General features: G+C 62.4%; 14 protein-coding genes. All 14 read left to right on the top strand.

What is annotated here, in order from left to right:
- The first annotated feature begins 61 nt into the window (after nucleotides 1–61).
- The 14 genes from mraZ to ftsA are packed head-to-tail and all read left to right on the top strand — an operon-like array spanning nucleotide 62 to nucleotide 15,591.
- Entirely contained in the window at nucleotides 62–517 is a 456-nt protein-coding gene (mraZ, locus tag AC193Q_RS15055; RefSeq protein WP_003228026.1) for a division/cell wall cluster transcriptional repressor MraZ, read from the top strand.
- Nucleotides 514–1,461 carry a 16S rRNA (cytosine(1402)-N(4))-methyltransferase RsmH gene (gene rsmH / locus AC193Q_RS15050; protein WP_041073160.1) on the top strand — a complete coding sequence of 316 codons (948 nt, stop codon included), beginning with the start codon at nucleotides 514–516 and terminating at the stop codon, nucleotides 1,459–1,461. The genes mraZ and rsmH overlap by 4 nt, the downstream gene beginning before the upstream one ends.
- Nucleotides 1,458–1,751 (top strand): cell division protein FtsL, encoded by a 294-nt coding sequence (ftsL, locus tag AC193Q_RS15045; protein WP_041073157.1) that lies wholly within the window; start codon nucleotides 1,458–1,460, stop codon nucleotides 1,749–1,751. Before rsmH ends, ftsL begins: the two co-directional genes overlap by 4 nt.
- On the top strand, nucleotides 1,751–3,490 hold the full coding sequence (locus tag AC193Q_RS15040; protein ID WP_174376919.1) for a peptidoglycan D,D-transpeptidase FtsI family protein: 1,740 nt from the start codon (nucleotides 1,751–1,753) through the stop codon (nucleotides 3,488–3,490). Before ftsL ends, AC193Q_RS15040 begins: the two co-directional genes overlap by 1 nt.
- The gene (locus AC193Q_RS15035; RefSeq protein WP_047296423.1) at nucleotides 3,490–4,953 is read left to right on the top strand and encodes a UDP-N-acetylmuramoyl-L-alanyl-D-glutamate--2,6-diaminopimelate ligase; all 1,464 of its coding nucleotides are present in this window, start codon (nucleotides 3,490–3,492) and stop codon (nucleotides 4,951–4,953) included. The genes AC193Q_RS15040 and AC193Q_RS15035 overlap by 1 nt, the downstream gene beginning before the upstream one ends.
- Complete coding sequence (locus AC193Q_RS15030; protein WP_047296421.1) at nucleotides 4,946–6,313, top strand: UDP-N-acetylmuramoyl-tripeptide--D-alanyl-D-alanine ligase; 1,368 nt, start codon at nucleotides 4,946–4,948, stop codon at nucleotides 6,311–6,313. The genes AC193Q_RS15035 and AC193Q_RS15030 overlap by 8 nt, the downstream gene beginning before the upstream one ends.
- Complete coding sequence (gene mraY, locus AC193Q_RS15025; RefSeq protein WP_025109289.1) at nucleotides 6,313–7,395, top strand: phospho-N-acetylmuramoyl-pentapeptide-transferase; 1,083 nt, start codon at nucleotides 6,313–6,315, stop codon at nucleotides 7,393–7,395. The genes AC193Q_RS15030 and mraY overlap by 1 nt, the downstream gene beginning before the upstream one ends.
- Nucleotides 7,396–7,400: 5 nt before the next feature.
- Entirely contained in the window at nucleotides 7,401–8,747 is a 1,347-nt protein-coding gene (gene murD / locus AC193Q_RS15020; protein ID WP_121187128.1) for a UDP-N-acetylmuramoyl-L-alanine--D-glutamate ligase, read from the top strand.
- Complete coding sequence (gene ftsW / locus AC193Q_RS15015; protein ID WP_003228018.1) at nucleotides 8,744–9,961, top strand: putative lipid II flippase FtsW; 1,218 nt, start codon at nucleotides 8,744–8,746, stop codon at nucleotides 9,959–9,961. The genes murD and ftsW overlap by 4 nt, the downstream gene beginning before the upstream one ends.
- Nucleotides 9,951–11,021, top strand: coding sequence for an undecaprenyldiphospho-muramoylpentapeptide beta-N-acetylglucosaminyltransferase (gene murG / locus AC193Q_RS15010; protein ID WP_047296414.1), 1,071 nt, complete (start codon nucleotides 9,951–9,953; stop codon nucleotides 11,019–11,021). Before ftsW ends, murG begins: the two co-directional genes overlap by 11 nt.
- Nucleotides 11,014–12,474, top strand: coding sequence for a UDP-N-acetylmuramate--L-alanine ligase (gene murC, locus AC193Q_RS15005; protein WP_007961634.1), 1,461 nt, complete (start codon nucleotides 11,014–11,016; stop codon nucleotides 12,472–12,474). The genes murG and murC overlap by 8 nt, the downstream gene beginning before the upstream one ends.
- Nucleotides 12,471–13,445, top strand: a complete 975-nt coding sequence (locus AC193Q_RS15000; protein WP_047296412.1) for a D-alanine--D-alanine ligase — start codon at nucleotides 12,471–12,473, stop codon at nucleotides 13,443–13,445. The genes murC and AC193Q_RS15000 overlap by 4 nt, the downstream gene beginning before the upstream one ends.
- 4 nt (nucleotides 13,446–13,449) lie before the next feature.
- The gene (locus tag AC193Q_RS14995) at nucleotides 13,450–14,316 is read left to right on the top strand and encodes a cell division protein FtsQ/DivIB (protein WP_121187126.1); all 867 of its coding nucleotides are present in this window, start codon (nucleotides 13,450–13,452) and stop codon (nucleotides 14,314–14,316) included.
- 15 nt (nucleotides 14,317–14,331) lie between these two features.
- A complete protein-coding gene (gene ftsA / locus AC193Q_RS14990) occupies nucleotides 14,332–15,591 on the top strand; it encodes a cell division protein FtsA (RefSeq protein WP_003228014.1) in 1,260 nt (419 codons plus the stop codon).
- Nucleotides 15,592–15,641: the final 50 nt, after the last annotated feature.

The raw sequence follows: 15,641 nt of genomic DNA, 5'->3' as shown, positions 1-15,641 counted from the left end.
GGAAAGTGGCATGAAGTGGGTTTTTTGAGCTCAAAACGATAAAAATTGGAGAAACGCTGACGTGTTTCGCGGAGCTAACGCTATCAGTCTCGATGCAAAGGGCCGTCTCGCCATGCCGAGCCGGTACCGTGACGAGCTCGTTTCGCGTAGTTCCGGCCAGTTGATCGTGACCATTGATGCCGTTGATCCGTGCCTGTGTGTCTACCCGCTCGACGAGTGGGAGATTATTGAAACCAAGTTGCGTGCACTCCCTTCGCTTCGCGAAGAGAACCGTCGCCTGCAGCGTTTATTGATTGGTAATGCCGTCGACCTCGAACTCGACGGCAGTGGTCGTTTTCTGGTTCCACCGCGTCTGCGCGAATACGCAAAGCTTGATAAGAAAGCGATGCTGGTGGGCCAACTGAACAAGTTCCAATTGTGGGACGAGGATGCATGGAACGCGGTGTCTGCCGCTGACCTTGCTGCTATTCAACAACCGGGCGCCATGCCTGACGAACTGCGTGATTTGATCCTGTGACTATTGATAGCGGCTTTAACCACATCACCGTACTGCTTGACGAAGCCGTCGAGGCTCTCGCCGTACGTCCTGATGGCTGCTATCTGGACGGTACGTTCGGGCGCGGCGGGCACAGTCGGCTGATCCTCAGCCAGCTCGGGCCGGACGGCCGACTGATCGGATTCGACAAGGATCCTCAAGCGATTGCCACCGGGCAAACGCTAGCGGCCGAAGACGGCCGCTTTGTCGTTGTGCAGCGCAGCTTTGCCGAACTGGGTTCGGTGGTTGCCGAACAAGGGCTGAGCGGCAAGGTCAGCGGTATCCTGCTCGATCTCGGCGTGTCGTCGCCGCAACTGGATGACGCCGAGCGCGGCTTCAGTTTCCTCAATGACGGCCCGCTGGACATGCGCATGGATCCGTCCCGTGGCATCAGCGCCGCCGAATTCGTCAACACCGCGCCGGTGGAAGAAATCGCCCGGGTGTTCAAGGAATACGGCGAAGAACGTTTCTCCGGGCGCATGGCCCGTGCCGTGGCCGAGCGCCGCGACATCAAGCCATTCGAGCGCACCGCCGATCTGGCCGAAGTTCTGAAAGTCGCCAACCCGGCGTGGGAGAAGGGCAAGAACCCGGCGACCCGTGCGTTCCAGGGCTTGCGCATTCACGTCAACAACGAACTGGGCGATCTGGAAGCCGGCCTTGAAGCCGCACTGGATGCTCTGGAAGTCGGTGGCCGTCTGGTGGTCATCAGCTTCCATTCGCTGGAAGACCGCATCGTCAAACTGTTCATGCGCAAACTGGTGAAAGGCGAAGCCGACAACCTGCCGCGCAACCTGCCCGTGCGCCACGTGGCGTTCGAACCGAAAATCAAAATCCATGGCAAAGCGCAGACGGCCTCCGACGCCGAACTCAAAGCCAACCCACGTTCCCGTAGCGCTGTCATGCGTGTCGCGGAGAAGTTGCGGTGAGCAAGCTTTTCGCCAAGCCCCTGCCGGGCGGCAGCTTTATCATGCTGCTGCTGTTTGTCGGCGTGCTCGTGTCGGCCATCGGCGTGTCTTACAGCGCGCACTGGAACCGGCAGTTGCTTAACACCCTGTACAACGAACTCAGTGTGCGCGACAAGGCGCAGGCCGAGTGGGGGCGCCTGATTCTCGAGCAAAGCACCTGGACAGCGCACAGCCGCATTGAAGTGCTGGCCACTGAACAATTGAAAATGCACATTCCGGGCGCGGCTGACGTGAAGATGGTGGCGCCATGATGAAACTCGAAGGCGCACTCTTCCCGTGGCGCTTCCGCCTGATGGTGGCTCTGCTCGGCGTGATGGTCGCGGCGATCTGCTGGCGCATCATCGACCTGCAAGTGGTTGACCGCGACTTCCTCAAGGGACAGGGCGACGCACGCAGTCTCCGTCACATCCCGATTCCTGCTCACCGTGGTCTGATCACCGACCGTAACGGCGAGCCGTTGGCCGTGAGCACCCCGGTGACGACGCTGTGGGCCAACGCCAAGGAAATGCAGACGGCCAAAGAGAAGTGGCCGGCACTGGCCGCGGCGCTGGGGCAGGATCCGAAAGCCCTGGCCGAACGTCTCGAAGCTCAGGCCAACAAAGAATTCATTTACCTGGTGCGCGGGCTGACCCCCGAGCAGGGCCAGGCTGTGCTCGACCTGAAAGTCCCGGGCGTTTACGGCATCGAAGAATTCCGCCGCTTCTACCCGGCCGGTGAAGTCACCGCGCACATGGTCGGCTTTACCGACATTGACGATCACGGGCGTGAAGGCGTCGAGCTGGCCTACGACGAGTGGCTGGCCGGGGTGCCGGGCAAGCGGCAGGTCATCAAGGATCGGCGCGGTCGGCTGATCAAGGATGTCCAGGTCACCAAGAACGCCAAGGCCGGCAAGCCCTTGGCGTTGTCGATTGACCTGCGTCTGCAATACCTGGCCAACCGCGAGCTGCGCAACGCGATCATCGAGAACGGCGCCAAGGCTGGCAGCCTGGTGATCATGGACGTGAAGACCGGCGAGATCCTCGCCATGGTCAACCAGCCGACCTACAACCCGAACAACCGTCGCAACCTGCAACCGGCGATGATGCGTAACCGCGCGATGATCGACGTGTTCGAACCGGGTTCGACCATGAAAGCGATCTCGATGAGTGCCGCGATCGAATCCGGGCGCTGGAAACCGACCGACACCGTCGAGGTGTATCCGGGCTCGCTGCAGATCGGCAAGTACACGATCAAGGACGTGTCGAAGACCGAAGGTCCGGTACTCGACATGACCGGCATCCTGATCAATTCCAGTAACGTCGGCATGAGTAAGGTCGCGTTCGATATCGGCGGTGAAACCATTTACCGTCTCGCACAGAAAGTCGGACTCGGCCAGGACACCGGCCTGGGCTTTCCGGGCGAGCGCGTCGGCAACCTGCCGAACTACCGCGACTGGCGCAAAGCCGAAACCGCGACACTGTCTTATGGCTACGGTATTTCCGTGACCGCAATCCAGCTGGTGCACGCATTCTCGGCGCTGGCCAACAACGGGCGTCTGGCGCCGCTGACCCTGATCAAAACCGACAAGCCGCCGCAGACCACTCAGGTATTGCCGGAAGCGGTCGCGAAAACCATGCAAGGCATGCTGCAGCAAGTGATCGAAGCACCGCGCGGCGTGTTCCGTGCGCAGGTGCCGGCGTATCACGTGGCCGGCAAGTCGGGTACTGCGCGTAAAACGTCGGTAGGCACCAAGGGTTACGCCGAAAACTCCTACCGCTCGCTGTTCGCCGGTTTCGGCCCGATGAGCGATCCGCGTTACGCCATCGTGGTGGTGATCGATGAACCGTCCAAGGCCGGTTACTTCGGTGGTCTGGTGTCGGCGCCAGTGTTCAGCCGTGTGATGTCCGGCACCCTGCGCCTGATGAACGTGACCCCGGACAACCTGCCGACTACCCAACAGGCCAACGCTACCCCGGTCGTTCCGCTGAAAGCCAATGGAGGGCGCGGCTGATGTCTCTGAGTCTGAACAAGATATTCCCCCACGCCGGCCATGATCTGTTGATCCGTGAATTGGCGCTGGACAGCCGCAACGTGCGCGCGGGCGACCTGTTCCTCGCTGTGCCCGGTGGCAAGTTCGATGGCCGTGCGCACATCGCCGATGCCTTGCAGCGCGGCGCGGCTGCGGTTGCGTATGAAGTGGAAGGCGCCACCGTGCTGCCGATCACCGAAGTGCCGTTGATTCCGGTCAAAGGCCTGGCGGCGCAGCTGTCCGACATCGCCGGGCGCTTTTATGGCGAGCCGAGCCATCACTTGAACCTGATCGGTGTTACCGGCACCAATGGCAAAACCAGCGTGACCCAACTGGTCGCGCAGGCACTCGATCTGCTTGGTCAGCATTGCGGCATCGTCGGTACGCTGGGTTCCGGCTTCCATGGCGCGCTGGAAAGCGGCCTGCACACCACGCCGAATCCGATCGCCATGCAAGCCACTCTGGCCGACCTGAAAAAGGCCGGGGCCAAAGCCGTGGCCATGGAAGTGTCGTCTCACGGTCTGGATCAGGGTCGGGTCACCGCATTGGCATTTGATGTGGCGGTGATGACCAACCTGTCCCGCGATCACCTGGATTATCACGGCACCATGCAGGCGTACGCCGAGGCCAAGGCCAAGCTGTTCGCCTGGAATGACCTGAAGTGCCGCGTGGTCAACCTCGACGACGATTTCGGTCGGCAGTTGGCCGGCGAAAAACGCGAGTCGCGTTTGATCAGTTACAGCCTGCTCGACAGCAGCGCCTATTTGTATGTCCGCGAAGCGCAGTTCGATGACCACGGCGTACGCGCCACGCTGGTCACGCCGCAGGGCGAACACCACCTGCGCAGCACGCTGCTCGGTCGTTTCAACCTGAGCAACGTGCTGGCGGCGGTCGGCGCTTTGCTCGGTCTGGATTATGCGCTCGACGAAATCCTCAAGGTGCTGCCGAAACTTGAAGGCCCGGCCGGGCGCATGCAGCGTCTGGGTGGCGGCACTCAGCCACTGGTGGTGGTCGATTACGCCCACACCCCGGATGCCCTGGAAAAAGTTCTGACCGCGCTGCGTCCACACGTCAAAGGCCAGTTGCTGTGCCTGTTCGGCTGTGGCGGTGATCGTGATCGCGGCAAGCGTCCGCTGATGGCCGAAGTGGTCGAGCGTCTGGCCGATCGCGTACTGGTCACCGATGACAACCCGCGCACCGAAGATCCGGCGCAGATTTTCGACGACATCCGCGCCGGTTTCACCGCTGTGGATAAAGTCACCTTCGTCGCCGGCCGTGGTCAGGCGATTGCCCAGCTGATCGCTGCTGCATCGGCCGATGACGTGATTGTGCTGGCCGGCAAAGGTCACGAGGACTATCAGGAAATCAACGGCGAGCGGCACGCTTTCTCCGATCTGGTCGAGGCCGATCATGCCCTCACCGCGTGGGAGGTGGCCCATGCTTAAGGCCCTGACATTGAGCGAACTGACCAACGTGCTCGACGCACGTCTGATCAGCAGCGACGCCAGTTTCGATGGCGTCAGTATCGACAGCCGTGCGATCACCGCTGGCCAACTGTTTATTGCCCTGACTGGCCCGCGCTTTGACGGTCATGACTACCTGAACGATGTCGCCGGCAAAGGCGCGGTGGCGGCACTGGTCGAGCGTGAAGTCGCCGACAGCACCTTGCCGCAACTGCTGGTCAAGGACACCCGTCAGGCCCTCGGCCAGTTGGGTGCGCTGAACCGTGCCGCGTTCACGCAACCGGTGGCGGCCATTACCGGCTCCAGCGGCAAGACCACGGTCAAGGAAATGCTCGCGAGCATCCTGCGTACCCGCGGTCCGGTGCTGGCGACTCGCGGCAATCTGAACAACGACCTCGGCGCACCGCTGACCCTGCTCGAACTGGCGCCGGAACACACTGCCGCCGTGATCGAACTGGGCGCCTCGCGTCTGGGCGAAATCGCCTACACCGTCGGGCTGACCAAGCCGCATGTGGCGATCCTCAACAACGCTGGCACTGCCCACGTTGGCGAGTTCGGCGGGCCGGAAAAAATCGTCGAGGCCAAGGGCGAGATCATCGACGGTCTCGCGGCAGATGGTATTGCCGTGCTCAACCTCGACGACAAGGCCTTTGGCATCTGGAAGCTCCGCGCCGGCGCACGCAAGGTGCTGACCTTCTCCCTGAGCAATCCGCAGGCAGATTTCTACGCCAGTGACCTGAGCACCGATGCCCGGGGCTGCCCGGCTTTCAACCTGCATACACCTGAAGGTGTGGAGCACGTTCAGCTGAACCTGCTCGGCACCCATAACGTCGCCAACGCCATGGCTGCCGCCGCTGCCGCTCACGCCCTGGGCGTGTCGCTGTTCGGCATTGCTACCGGGCTTGGCGCGGTACAGCCGGTCAAGGGTCGCACCGTCGCGCAACTGGCGAAGAACGGCATGCGCGTGATCGATGACACTTACAACGCAAACCCCACCTCCATGTGCGCTGCCGTTGATATACTCGCCGGCTTTTCCGGCCGCACCGTCCTGGTGCTCGGAGATATCGGCGAGTTGGGCGACTGGGCGGAGCAGGGGCACCGCGACGTGGGCGAATACGCCCGGGGCAAGGTTTCCGCGCTTTACGCGGTCGGGCCGAACATGGTCCACGCCGTGAACGCATTCGGCCAAGAGGCGCATCACTTCGGCACGCAAGCCGAACTGATCCAGGCCCTCGACGCCGAGCAGGACACAAACACCACCATTTTGATCAAGGGTTCGCGCAGTGCAGCGATGGAAAACATCGTTGCGGCTCTGTGCGGGTCCAGTCTGGAGAAACATTAATGCTGCTGCTGCTAGCGGAGTATCTGCAACAGTTCTACAAAGGCTTCGCGGTCTTCCAGTACCTGACCCTGCGCGGGATCCTCGGTGTGCTGACCGCGCTGGTTTTGTCGCTGTGCTACGGCCCGTGGATGATCCGCACCCTGCAGAACCGTCAGATCGGCCAGTCCGTTCGCAACGACGGCCCGCAATCGCACCTGTCCAAGTCGGGTACGCCGACCATGGGCGGCGCGCTGATTCTGTCTTCCATCGGTGTCAGCACCCTGTTGTGGGCTGACCTGAGCAACCGCTACGTCTGGGTCGTGCTGCTGGTGACTCTGCTGTTCGGCGCCATTGGCTGGGTCGACGACTACCGCAAAGTGATCGAGAAGAACTCCCGTGGCTTGCCAAGCCGCTGGAAATATTTCTGGCAGTCGGTCTTTGGCCTGGGCGCAGCGATCTTCCTTTATATGACCGCCACCACGCCTGTGGAGACCACGCTGATCCTGCCGATGCTCAAGGACTACAGCATTCCGCTGGGCGCCGGGTTCATCGTGCTGACCTACTTCGTGATCGTCGGTTCGAGCAACGCGGTCAACCTGACCGACGGCCTCGACGGTCTGGCGATCATGCCGACCGTGATGGTCGGCGGTGGCCTGGGCATCTTCTGCTACCTGTCGGGTAACGTGAAATTCGCCGAGTATCTGCTGATTCCTTACGTGCCGGGCGCAGGCGAGCTGATCGTGTTCTGCGGCGCGCTGATCGGTGCGGGGCTCGGGTTTCTCTGGTTCAACACCTACCCGGCGCAAGTGTTCATGGGCGACGTCGGTGCTCTGGCACTTGGCGCGGCACTGGGCACCATCGCAGTGATCGTCCGTCAGGAAATCGTCCTGTTCATCATGGGCGGTGTGTTCGTGATGGAAACCCTGTCGGTGGTTATCCAGGTGGCCTCTTTCAAGCTGACCGGGCGCCGTGTGTTCCGCATGGCACCGATTCACCACCACTTTGAACTCAAGGGCTGGCCCGAGCCACGCGTGATCGTCCGTTTCTGGATCATCACCGTGATTCTCGTGCTGATCGGCCTTGCCACCCTGAAGCTGAGGTAGAACGAGTGTCTCTGATCGCTTCTGACCACTTCCGCATCGTTGTCGGCCTCGGCAAGAGCGGCATGTCCCTGGTTCGCTTCCTGGCGAACCGGGGCGTGTCGTTTGCCGTCGCCGATACGCGGGACAATCCACCGGAACTGGCCACGCTCAAGCGTGACTATCCGCACGTGGAAGTGCGTTGTGGCGAGCTGGACGTCGAATTCCTGTGCCGCGCCGACGAGCTCTACGTGAGTCCCGGTCTGGCGCTGGCGACCCCGGCCCTGCAAGCCGCTGCCGCCCGTGGCGTGAAAATGTCCGGCGATATCGAGCTGTTCGCGCGTAACGCGCGGGCGCCGATCGTGGCCATCACCGGTTCCAACGCGAAAAGCACCGTCACCACCCTGGTCGGCGAGATGGCGGCTGCGGCCGGCAAACGCGTCGCGGTGGGCGGCAACCTCGGCACGCCGGCGCTGGACCTGCTCAGCGACGACGTCGAGCTGTACGTGATGGAACTGTCGAGTTTTCAGCTGGAAACCACCGGCCAGCTCAACGCTGAAGTGGCTACCGTGTTGAACATCAGCGAAGACCACATGGACCGCTACAGCGGCCTGCCGGCGTATCACCTGGCCAAGCACCGGATCTTCCGTGGCGCCAAGCAGTTCGTGGTCAACCGTCAGGACGCACTCAGCCGTCCGCTGATCGGCGAGGGCCAGCCGTGCTGGACCTTCGGCTTGAACAAACCGGATTTCAAGGCTTTCGGCCTGCGCGAAGAAGACGGCGAGAAATACCTGGCCTTCGAATTCCAGAACCTGATGCCGGTGCGCGAACTGAAAGTGCGCGGTGCGCATAACCAGGCCAATGCCCTCGCGGCACTGGCACTGGGGCATGCGGTCGGCCTGCCGTTCGACGCCATGCTGTCGGCCCTGCGCAATTTCGCCGGTCTCGAACACCGCTGCCAGTGGGTGCGTGATCTCGACGGTGTCGGTTATTACAACGATTCCAAGGCCACCAACGTCGGCGCCGCGCTGGCCGCCATCGAAGGCCTCGGTGCGGACATCGACGGCAAGGTCGTGCTGATCGCCGGTGGCGACGGCAAAGGCGCCGAGTTCAACGACTTGCGCGATCCGGTGGCGGCCAACTGCCGCGCCGTGATCCTGATGGGCCGCGACTCCGACAAGATCGGCGCGGCCATCGGTGACGCCGTGCCACTGATTCGCGCGACCTCGCTGGTCGACGCCGTTGCGCAATGCCGCGCAGTCGCCCAACCGGGTGACGTGGTGCTGCTGTCGCCAGCCTGCGCCAGTTTCGACATGTTCAAGAATTACGAAGACCGTGGTCACCAGTTCGTCCGCGCCGTGGAGGATCTGGCATGAGCCTGCGCAATATCATCAAACCGTACCCGTCACCGATCATCACCGGCCGTGGCATCGACCTCGACTTCCCGATGCTCGCCGGCTGCCTGGCGCTGCTGGGCCTGGGCCTGATCATGATCGCCTCGGCTTCCACCGAAGTGGCGGCGGCGCAGTCGGGCAGCGCGCTGTACTACATGATTCGCCACCTGATCTATGTGGCGCTGGGCCTGGGTGCCTGCATCATCACCATGATGATTCCGATTGCCACCTGGCAGCGTCTGGGCTGGATGATGCTGATCGGTGCATTCGGTCTGCTGGTGATGGTGATCGTCCCCGGGATCGGCCGTGAAGTGAACGGGTCGATGCGCTGGATCGGTTTCAGCTTCTTCAACGTGCAGCCGTCGGAGATCGCCAAAGTCTTTGTGGTGATTTACCTCGCCGGTTATCTGGTGCGTCGGCAGAAAGAAGTGCGCGAGAGCTGGATGGGTTTCTTCAAGCCGTTCATCGTGCTGCTGCCGATGGCGGGCCTGTTGCTGATGGAGCCGGACTTCGGTGCCACCGTGGTAATGATGGGGGCTGCGGCGGCGATGCTGTTCCTTGGCGGAGTCGGGCTGTTCCGCTTCTCGCTGATGGTGGTGCTGGCAGTCGGGGCGGTGGTCTTGCTGATTCAGATGCAGCCTTATCGAATGGCGCGTCTGACCAACTTCGCCGACCCGTGGGCCGACCAGTTCGGCGCCGGTTATCAGTTGTCGCAGGCGTTGATCGCCTTCGGTCGCGGTGAGTGGCTGGGCGTCGGCCTGGGCAACAGCGTGCAGAAACAGTTCTACCTGCCGGAAGCGCACACCGACTTCGTATTCTCGGTGCTGGCCGAAGAGCTGGGCGCCGTCGGTTCGCTGTGCACCGTGGCGCTGTTCGTCTTCGTGTGTATTCGCGGCATGTATATCGGTTTGTGGGCGGAGAAAGCCAAGCAGTTCTTCGCCGCTTATGTGGCTTACGGCCTGTCGTTCCTGTGGATCGGTCAGTTCCTGATCAACATCGGGGTGAACGTCGGCCTGTTGCCGACCAAGGGCCTGACGCTACCGTTCCTCAGTTATGGCGGCAGTTCCCTGGTGATCTGCTGCGCCTGCCTTGGCCTGTTGCTGAGGATCGAGTGGGAGAGTCGGACCCACCTGGGCAGTGAAGAGATGGAATTCCATGAGAGCGACTTCGCCGAGGAGCCGAACCATGGGCGCTAACGTATTGATCATGGCCGGCGGCACCGGCGGCCACGTGTTCCCGGCGCTGTCCTGTGCCCGCGAATTCCAGGCACGCGGTTACACCGTGCACTGGCTCGGCACGCCACGCGGGATCGAAAACGATCTGGTACCGGCTGCAGGTCTGGAACTGCACCGGATCAATGCCACGGGTTTGCGTGGCAAGGGCAAGCTGTCGCTGCTCAAGGCACCGTTCATGCTGCTCAAGTCGGTGTGGCAGGCGCGGGCGGTGATTCGCAAGCTGCGTCCAGTCTGCGTGGTCGGCTTCGGTGGTTATGTGACCGGGCCTGGCGGTATCGCCGCGAAACTGGCCGGTGTGCCAGTGATCGTTCACGAGCAGAACGCCGTGGCCGGCACCGCCAATCGGTTGCTGGTGCCGTTCGCCGCCCGGGTGTGTGAAGCGTTCCCCGACACCTTTACTCTGTCGGACAGCCGCCGTACCACCGGAAACCCGGTGCGCAGCGAGCTGTTCCTCGAAACATCGCGACCGGCTCTGGCCGGGCGCAAAGCGCGTTTGCTGATCCTCGGCGGAAGCCTGGGCGCAGAACCGTTGAACAAGTTGCTGCCTGAAGCCCTGGCGCAAGTCCCTGCCGATTTGCGTCCGGACGTGTTTCATCAGGCCGGCAAAAACCACGATGAAGTGACTGCAGAGCGCTATCGCGCCGCCGGCGTGGATGCGCAGGTGCAGCCGTTCATCAAAGACATGGCCCAGGCCTATGGCTGGGCTGACCTGGTGGTGTGCCGCGCTGGCGCGCTGACCATCAGTGAGCTGGCCGCCGTTGGTCTGCCCTCGATGCTGGTGCCTTTGCCCCACGCGATCGACGATCACCAGACCCGCAACGCCGATTATTTGGCCCGTGAAGGCGCTGCCTTCGTGATGCCGCAAAGAACGACTGGTGCCGCGGACCTTGCCGCGCGCCTGACAGAGGTCTTGATGCAACCGCAACGACTCGAAGAAATGGCCCAAGCGGCCCGCCGTCTGGCCAAACCCGATGCCACCCGCAGCGTGGTCGATACCTGCCTGGAGGTGGCCCATGGTTGAGAATCAGAAAGCCATGCCACAACCGGAAATGCGCCGCATCCGTCGTATCCACTTCGTCGGTATCGGCGGCGTGGGCATGTGCGGCATCGCTGAAGTGTTGTTGAACCTGGGCTATGAAGTGTCCGGTTCCGACCTGAAGGCTTCGCCGGTGACCGAGCGTCTGGAATCGTTCGGCGCGCACATCTACATCGGCCACCGTGCCGAGAACGCTGCCACCGCCGACGTACTGGTGGTCTCCAGCGCTGTGAACACCTCCAACCCGGAAGTGGCGACCGCTCTTGAGCGTCGTATCCCGGTGGTACCGCGTGCCGAGATGCTCGCCGAGCTGATGCGCTACCGCCACGGCATTGCCGTCGCCGGTACTCATGGCAAAACCACGACCACCAGCCTGATCGCTTCGGTGTTCGCCGCCGGTGGCCTGGATCCGACCTTCGTCATCGGTGGCCGTCTGAATGCGGCGGGCACCAATGCCCAGCTCGGCACCAGCCGCTACCTGATCGCCGAAGCCGACGAAAGCGATGCGAGCTTCCTGCACCTGCAACCGCTGGTGGCGGTGGTGACCAACATCGACGCCGACCACATGGCGACCTACGACGGTGACTTCAACAAACTGAAGAAAACCTTCGTCGAGTTCCTGCACAACCTGCCGTTCTACGGTCTGGCCGTGATGTGCCTGGACGATCCGGTGGTGCGTGAAATCCTGCCGCTGGTCAAGCGTCCGACCGTGACCTACGGCTTCAGCGAAGACGCCGACGTGCGCGCGATCAATGTACGCCAGCAAGGCATGCAGACCTTCTTCACCGTGCTGCGTCCTGACCGCGAGCCGCTGGATGTTTCCGTGAACATGCCGGGCAACCACAACGTGCTCAACTCGCTGGCGACCATCTGCATCGCCACCGACGAAGGCGTCAGTGACGAAGCCATCGTTCAGGGCCTGTCCGGGTTCCAGGGCGTTGGCCGACGCTTCCAGGTCTACGGCGAACTGCCGGTGGACGGCGGCAACGTGATGCTGGTCGATGACTACGGTCACCACCCGACCGAAGTCGCGGCGGTGATCAAAGCCGTGCGCGGTGGCTGGCCGGAGCGCCGTCTGGTGATGGTTTACCAGCCGCATCGTTATAGCCGCACCCGTGATCTGTATGACGATTTCGTCAATGTACTGGCCGATGCCAACGTGCTGCTGCTGATGGAAGTCTATCCGGCCGGCGAAGAGCCGATCCCGGGCGCGGACAGCCGCAAGTTGTGCAACAGCATCCGTCAGCGCGGTCAGCTCGACCCGATCTACATCGAGCGCGGTGTCGACCTCGCGCCGCTGGTCAAGCCGTTGCTGCGCGCCGGCGACATCCTGCTGTGCCAGGGCGCCGGGGATATCGGCGGTCTCGCGCCGAAACTGTTGAAAAGTGAATTGTTCGCCGGCGCCGTGGCGGCGTCGGTCGAGGGGAAGTTGAAATGACTGCTGCCTACGCCAACCTGTTCTCCACCATCGCGCCGAAAGACTTCGGCCGGGTCGCCGTGCTGTTCGGTGGCATGAGTGCCGAGCGTGAGGTTTCGCTGAAGTCCGGTAACGCTGTGCTCGATGCGCTGCAAAGCGCGGGTGTGGACGCGTTCGGGATCGACGTCGGCGAGGATTTTCTGCAGCGTCTGCTGAGCGAAAAGATCGACCGTGCGTTCATCATTCTCCACGGTCGTGGCGGCGAAGATGGCTCGATGCAGGGCCTGCTCGAGTGCGCCGGCATTCCCTACACCGGCAGCGGCATCCTCGCTTCAGCACTGGCGATGGACAAACTGCGCACCAAGCAGGTCTGGCACAGCCTCGGAATTCCGACGCCGCGTCACGCCGTGCTGTGCAGCGAAGCCGATTGTATTTCCGCGGCGACGGAACTGGGCTTCCCTTTGATCGTCAAACCGGCGCATGAAGGTTCAAGTATCGGGATGGCCAAAGTGAGTTCTGCGTCCGAGTTGATCGACGCATGGAAAGCGGCCAGTACCTACGATTCGCAAGTCTTGGTGGAGCAATGGATTCAAGGTCCGGAGTTCACCATCGCCACCCTGCGTGACCAGGTGTTGCCTCCTATCGCCCTGGGTACACCGCACACGTTCTACGACTACGACGCCAAGTACATCGCCAACGATACCCAGTACCGCATTCCGTGCGGGCTGGATGCCGTCAAGGAACAGGAACTCATGGATCTCACGGCCAAGGCCTGTGAGGCGCTGGGTATTGCCGGTTGGGGCAGGGCGGACGTGATGCAGGACGCCGACGGGCAGTTCTGGTTCCTGGAAGTGAACACCGCACCGGGCATGACCGATCACAGCCTGGTGCCGATGGCGGCCCGTGCTGCCGGTCTGGACTTCCAGCAACTGGTTCTGGCCATTCTGGCCGCCAGTGTTGAAGGCTCCGGTCACACAGAGGCGCGAGGTTAAGACCATGCAAGGCGCTCAGCTCAGACATCAGCCACCCGCACCCGGCCGCAAGCCGGTGCCGCGGGGTGCCAGCCGAATGGTGGCCAAAGAGCCGATGTCTGCGCGCCTGCCGAAAGCCAATTTCGGCTTTCTGAAAAGCCTGTTCTGGCCAGTGCTGCTGGTGGCGTTGGGGTTCGGTACCTACGAAGGCGCGCAGCGTTTGCTGCCGTATGCCGACCGGCCGATCACCAAGATCGCGGTGCAGGGCGACCTGAGCTACATCAGTCAGCAAGCGGTGCAGCAGCGAATCGCCCCGTACGTGGCGTCGAGCTTCTTCACCATTGATCTGGCCGGCATGCGCACCGAGCTTGAGCAGATGCCCTGGATTGCCCACGCCGAAGTACGCCGGGTGTGGCCGGACCAGGTGGTGATCCGCCTGGAAGAGCAACTGCCCGTGGCCCGTTGGGGCGACGAATCGCTGCTCAACAACCAGGGCCAGGCGTTCACGCCCAAGGAACTGGCGAATTACGAACACCTGCCACAGCTGTTCGGCCCACAACGGGCCCAGCAGCAAGTGATGCAGCAATATCAGGTGCTGAGCCAGATGCTCCGGCCGCTGGGTTTCTCGATCGCGCGCCTGGAACTGCGTGAACGTGGCAGCTGGTTCCTGACCACCGGTGCCGGCAGCTCCGGCCCCGGCATCGAGTTGCTGCTGGGACGCGGCAACCTGGTGGAAAAGATGCGCCGCTTCATTGCCATCTATGACACGACGCTTAAAGACCAGATTACGAACATTGCGCGCATCGATCTGCGCTACGCCAACGGCCTCGCTGTTGGCTGGCGGGAACCAGTAGCGCCGACGACAGCCCAACCCGCTGTCGCAAAGAATTAAGAAGAGGCAGGACCCATGGCAAACGTGCAAAGCGGCAAAATGATCGTCGGTCTGGATATCGGCACCTCCAAGGTGGTGGCGCTGGTAGGCGAGGTCGCGGACGACGGCACGCTGGAAATCGTCGGTATCGGTACTCACCCGTCCCGCGGCCTGAAAAAGGGCGTGGTGGTGAACATCGAGTCGACCGTGCAATCGATCCAGCGCGCGATCGAAGAAGCCCAACTGATGGCGGGCTGCCGCATTCACTCGGCGTTCGTCGGCGTGGCCGGCAATCACATCCGCAGCCTGAACTCCCACGGCATCGTGGCGATTCGTGACCGCGAAGTGAGCTCGGCTGACCTGGAGCGTGTACTTGACGCTGCCCAGGCCGTGGCGATCCCGGCTGACCAGCGCGTGCTGCACACCCTGCCGCAGGACTACGTGATCGATAACCAGGAAGGCGTCCGCGAGCCTCTGGGCATGTCCGGTGTGCGTCTGGAAGCCAAGGTTCACGTGGTCACCTGCGCCGTCAACGCCGCACAGAACATTGAAAAGTGCGTGCGTCGCTGCGGTCTGGAAATCGACGACATCATTCTCGAGCAACTGGCCTCGGCCTACTCGGTACTGACCGACGACGAAAAAGAGCTGGGCGTGTGCCTGGTCGACATCGGCGGCGGCACCACCGACATCGCGATCTTCACCGAAGGCGCGATCCGCCACACCGCGGTGATCCCGATTGCCGGTGATCAGGTGACCAACGACATCGCCATGGCGTTGCGCACCCCGACCCAGTACGCCGAAGAGATCAAGATCCGCTACGCCTGTGCCCTGGCCAAACTGGCCGGTGCCGGCGAAACCATCAAGGTGCCAAGCGTTGGCGACCGTCCGCCGCGCGAACTGTCGCGTCAGGCCCTGGCCGAGGTGGTTGAGCCGCGTTACGACGAACTGTTCACCCTGATCCAGGCCGAACTGCGTCGCAGCGGCTACGAAGACCTGATCCCGGCGGGCATCGTCCTGACCGGCGGTACCTCGAAGATGGAAGGCGCCACCGAGCTGGCCGAAGAAATCTTCCACATGCCGGTGCGCCTGGGCGTGCCGCACGGCGTGAAGGGGCTGGATGACGTAGTGCGCAACCCGATTTATTCCACTGGCGTTGGCTTGCTGATGTACGGCCTGCAGAAGCAGTCCGACGGGATCTCGTTCTCGGGCATCGGCAGCCGCGACAGCTACAGCAACGATGAGCCACAGGCGCCGTTGCTGGACCGATTGAAGAAGTGGGTTCAAGGCAACTTCTAACGCTTTACCGCAACACCGCTACAAAAATGCAGTAGGCGAAAAAACTAGAG

It is taken from the genome of Pseudomonas sp. F2 (assembly GCF_057174385.1).
Note: the sequence above shows the minus strand (reverse complement) of the source record. Positions and strands in the feature narration are given on the sequence as shown.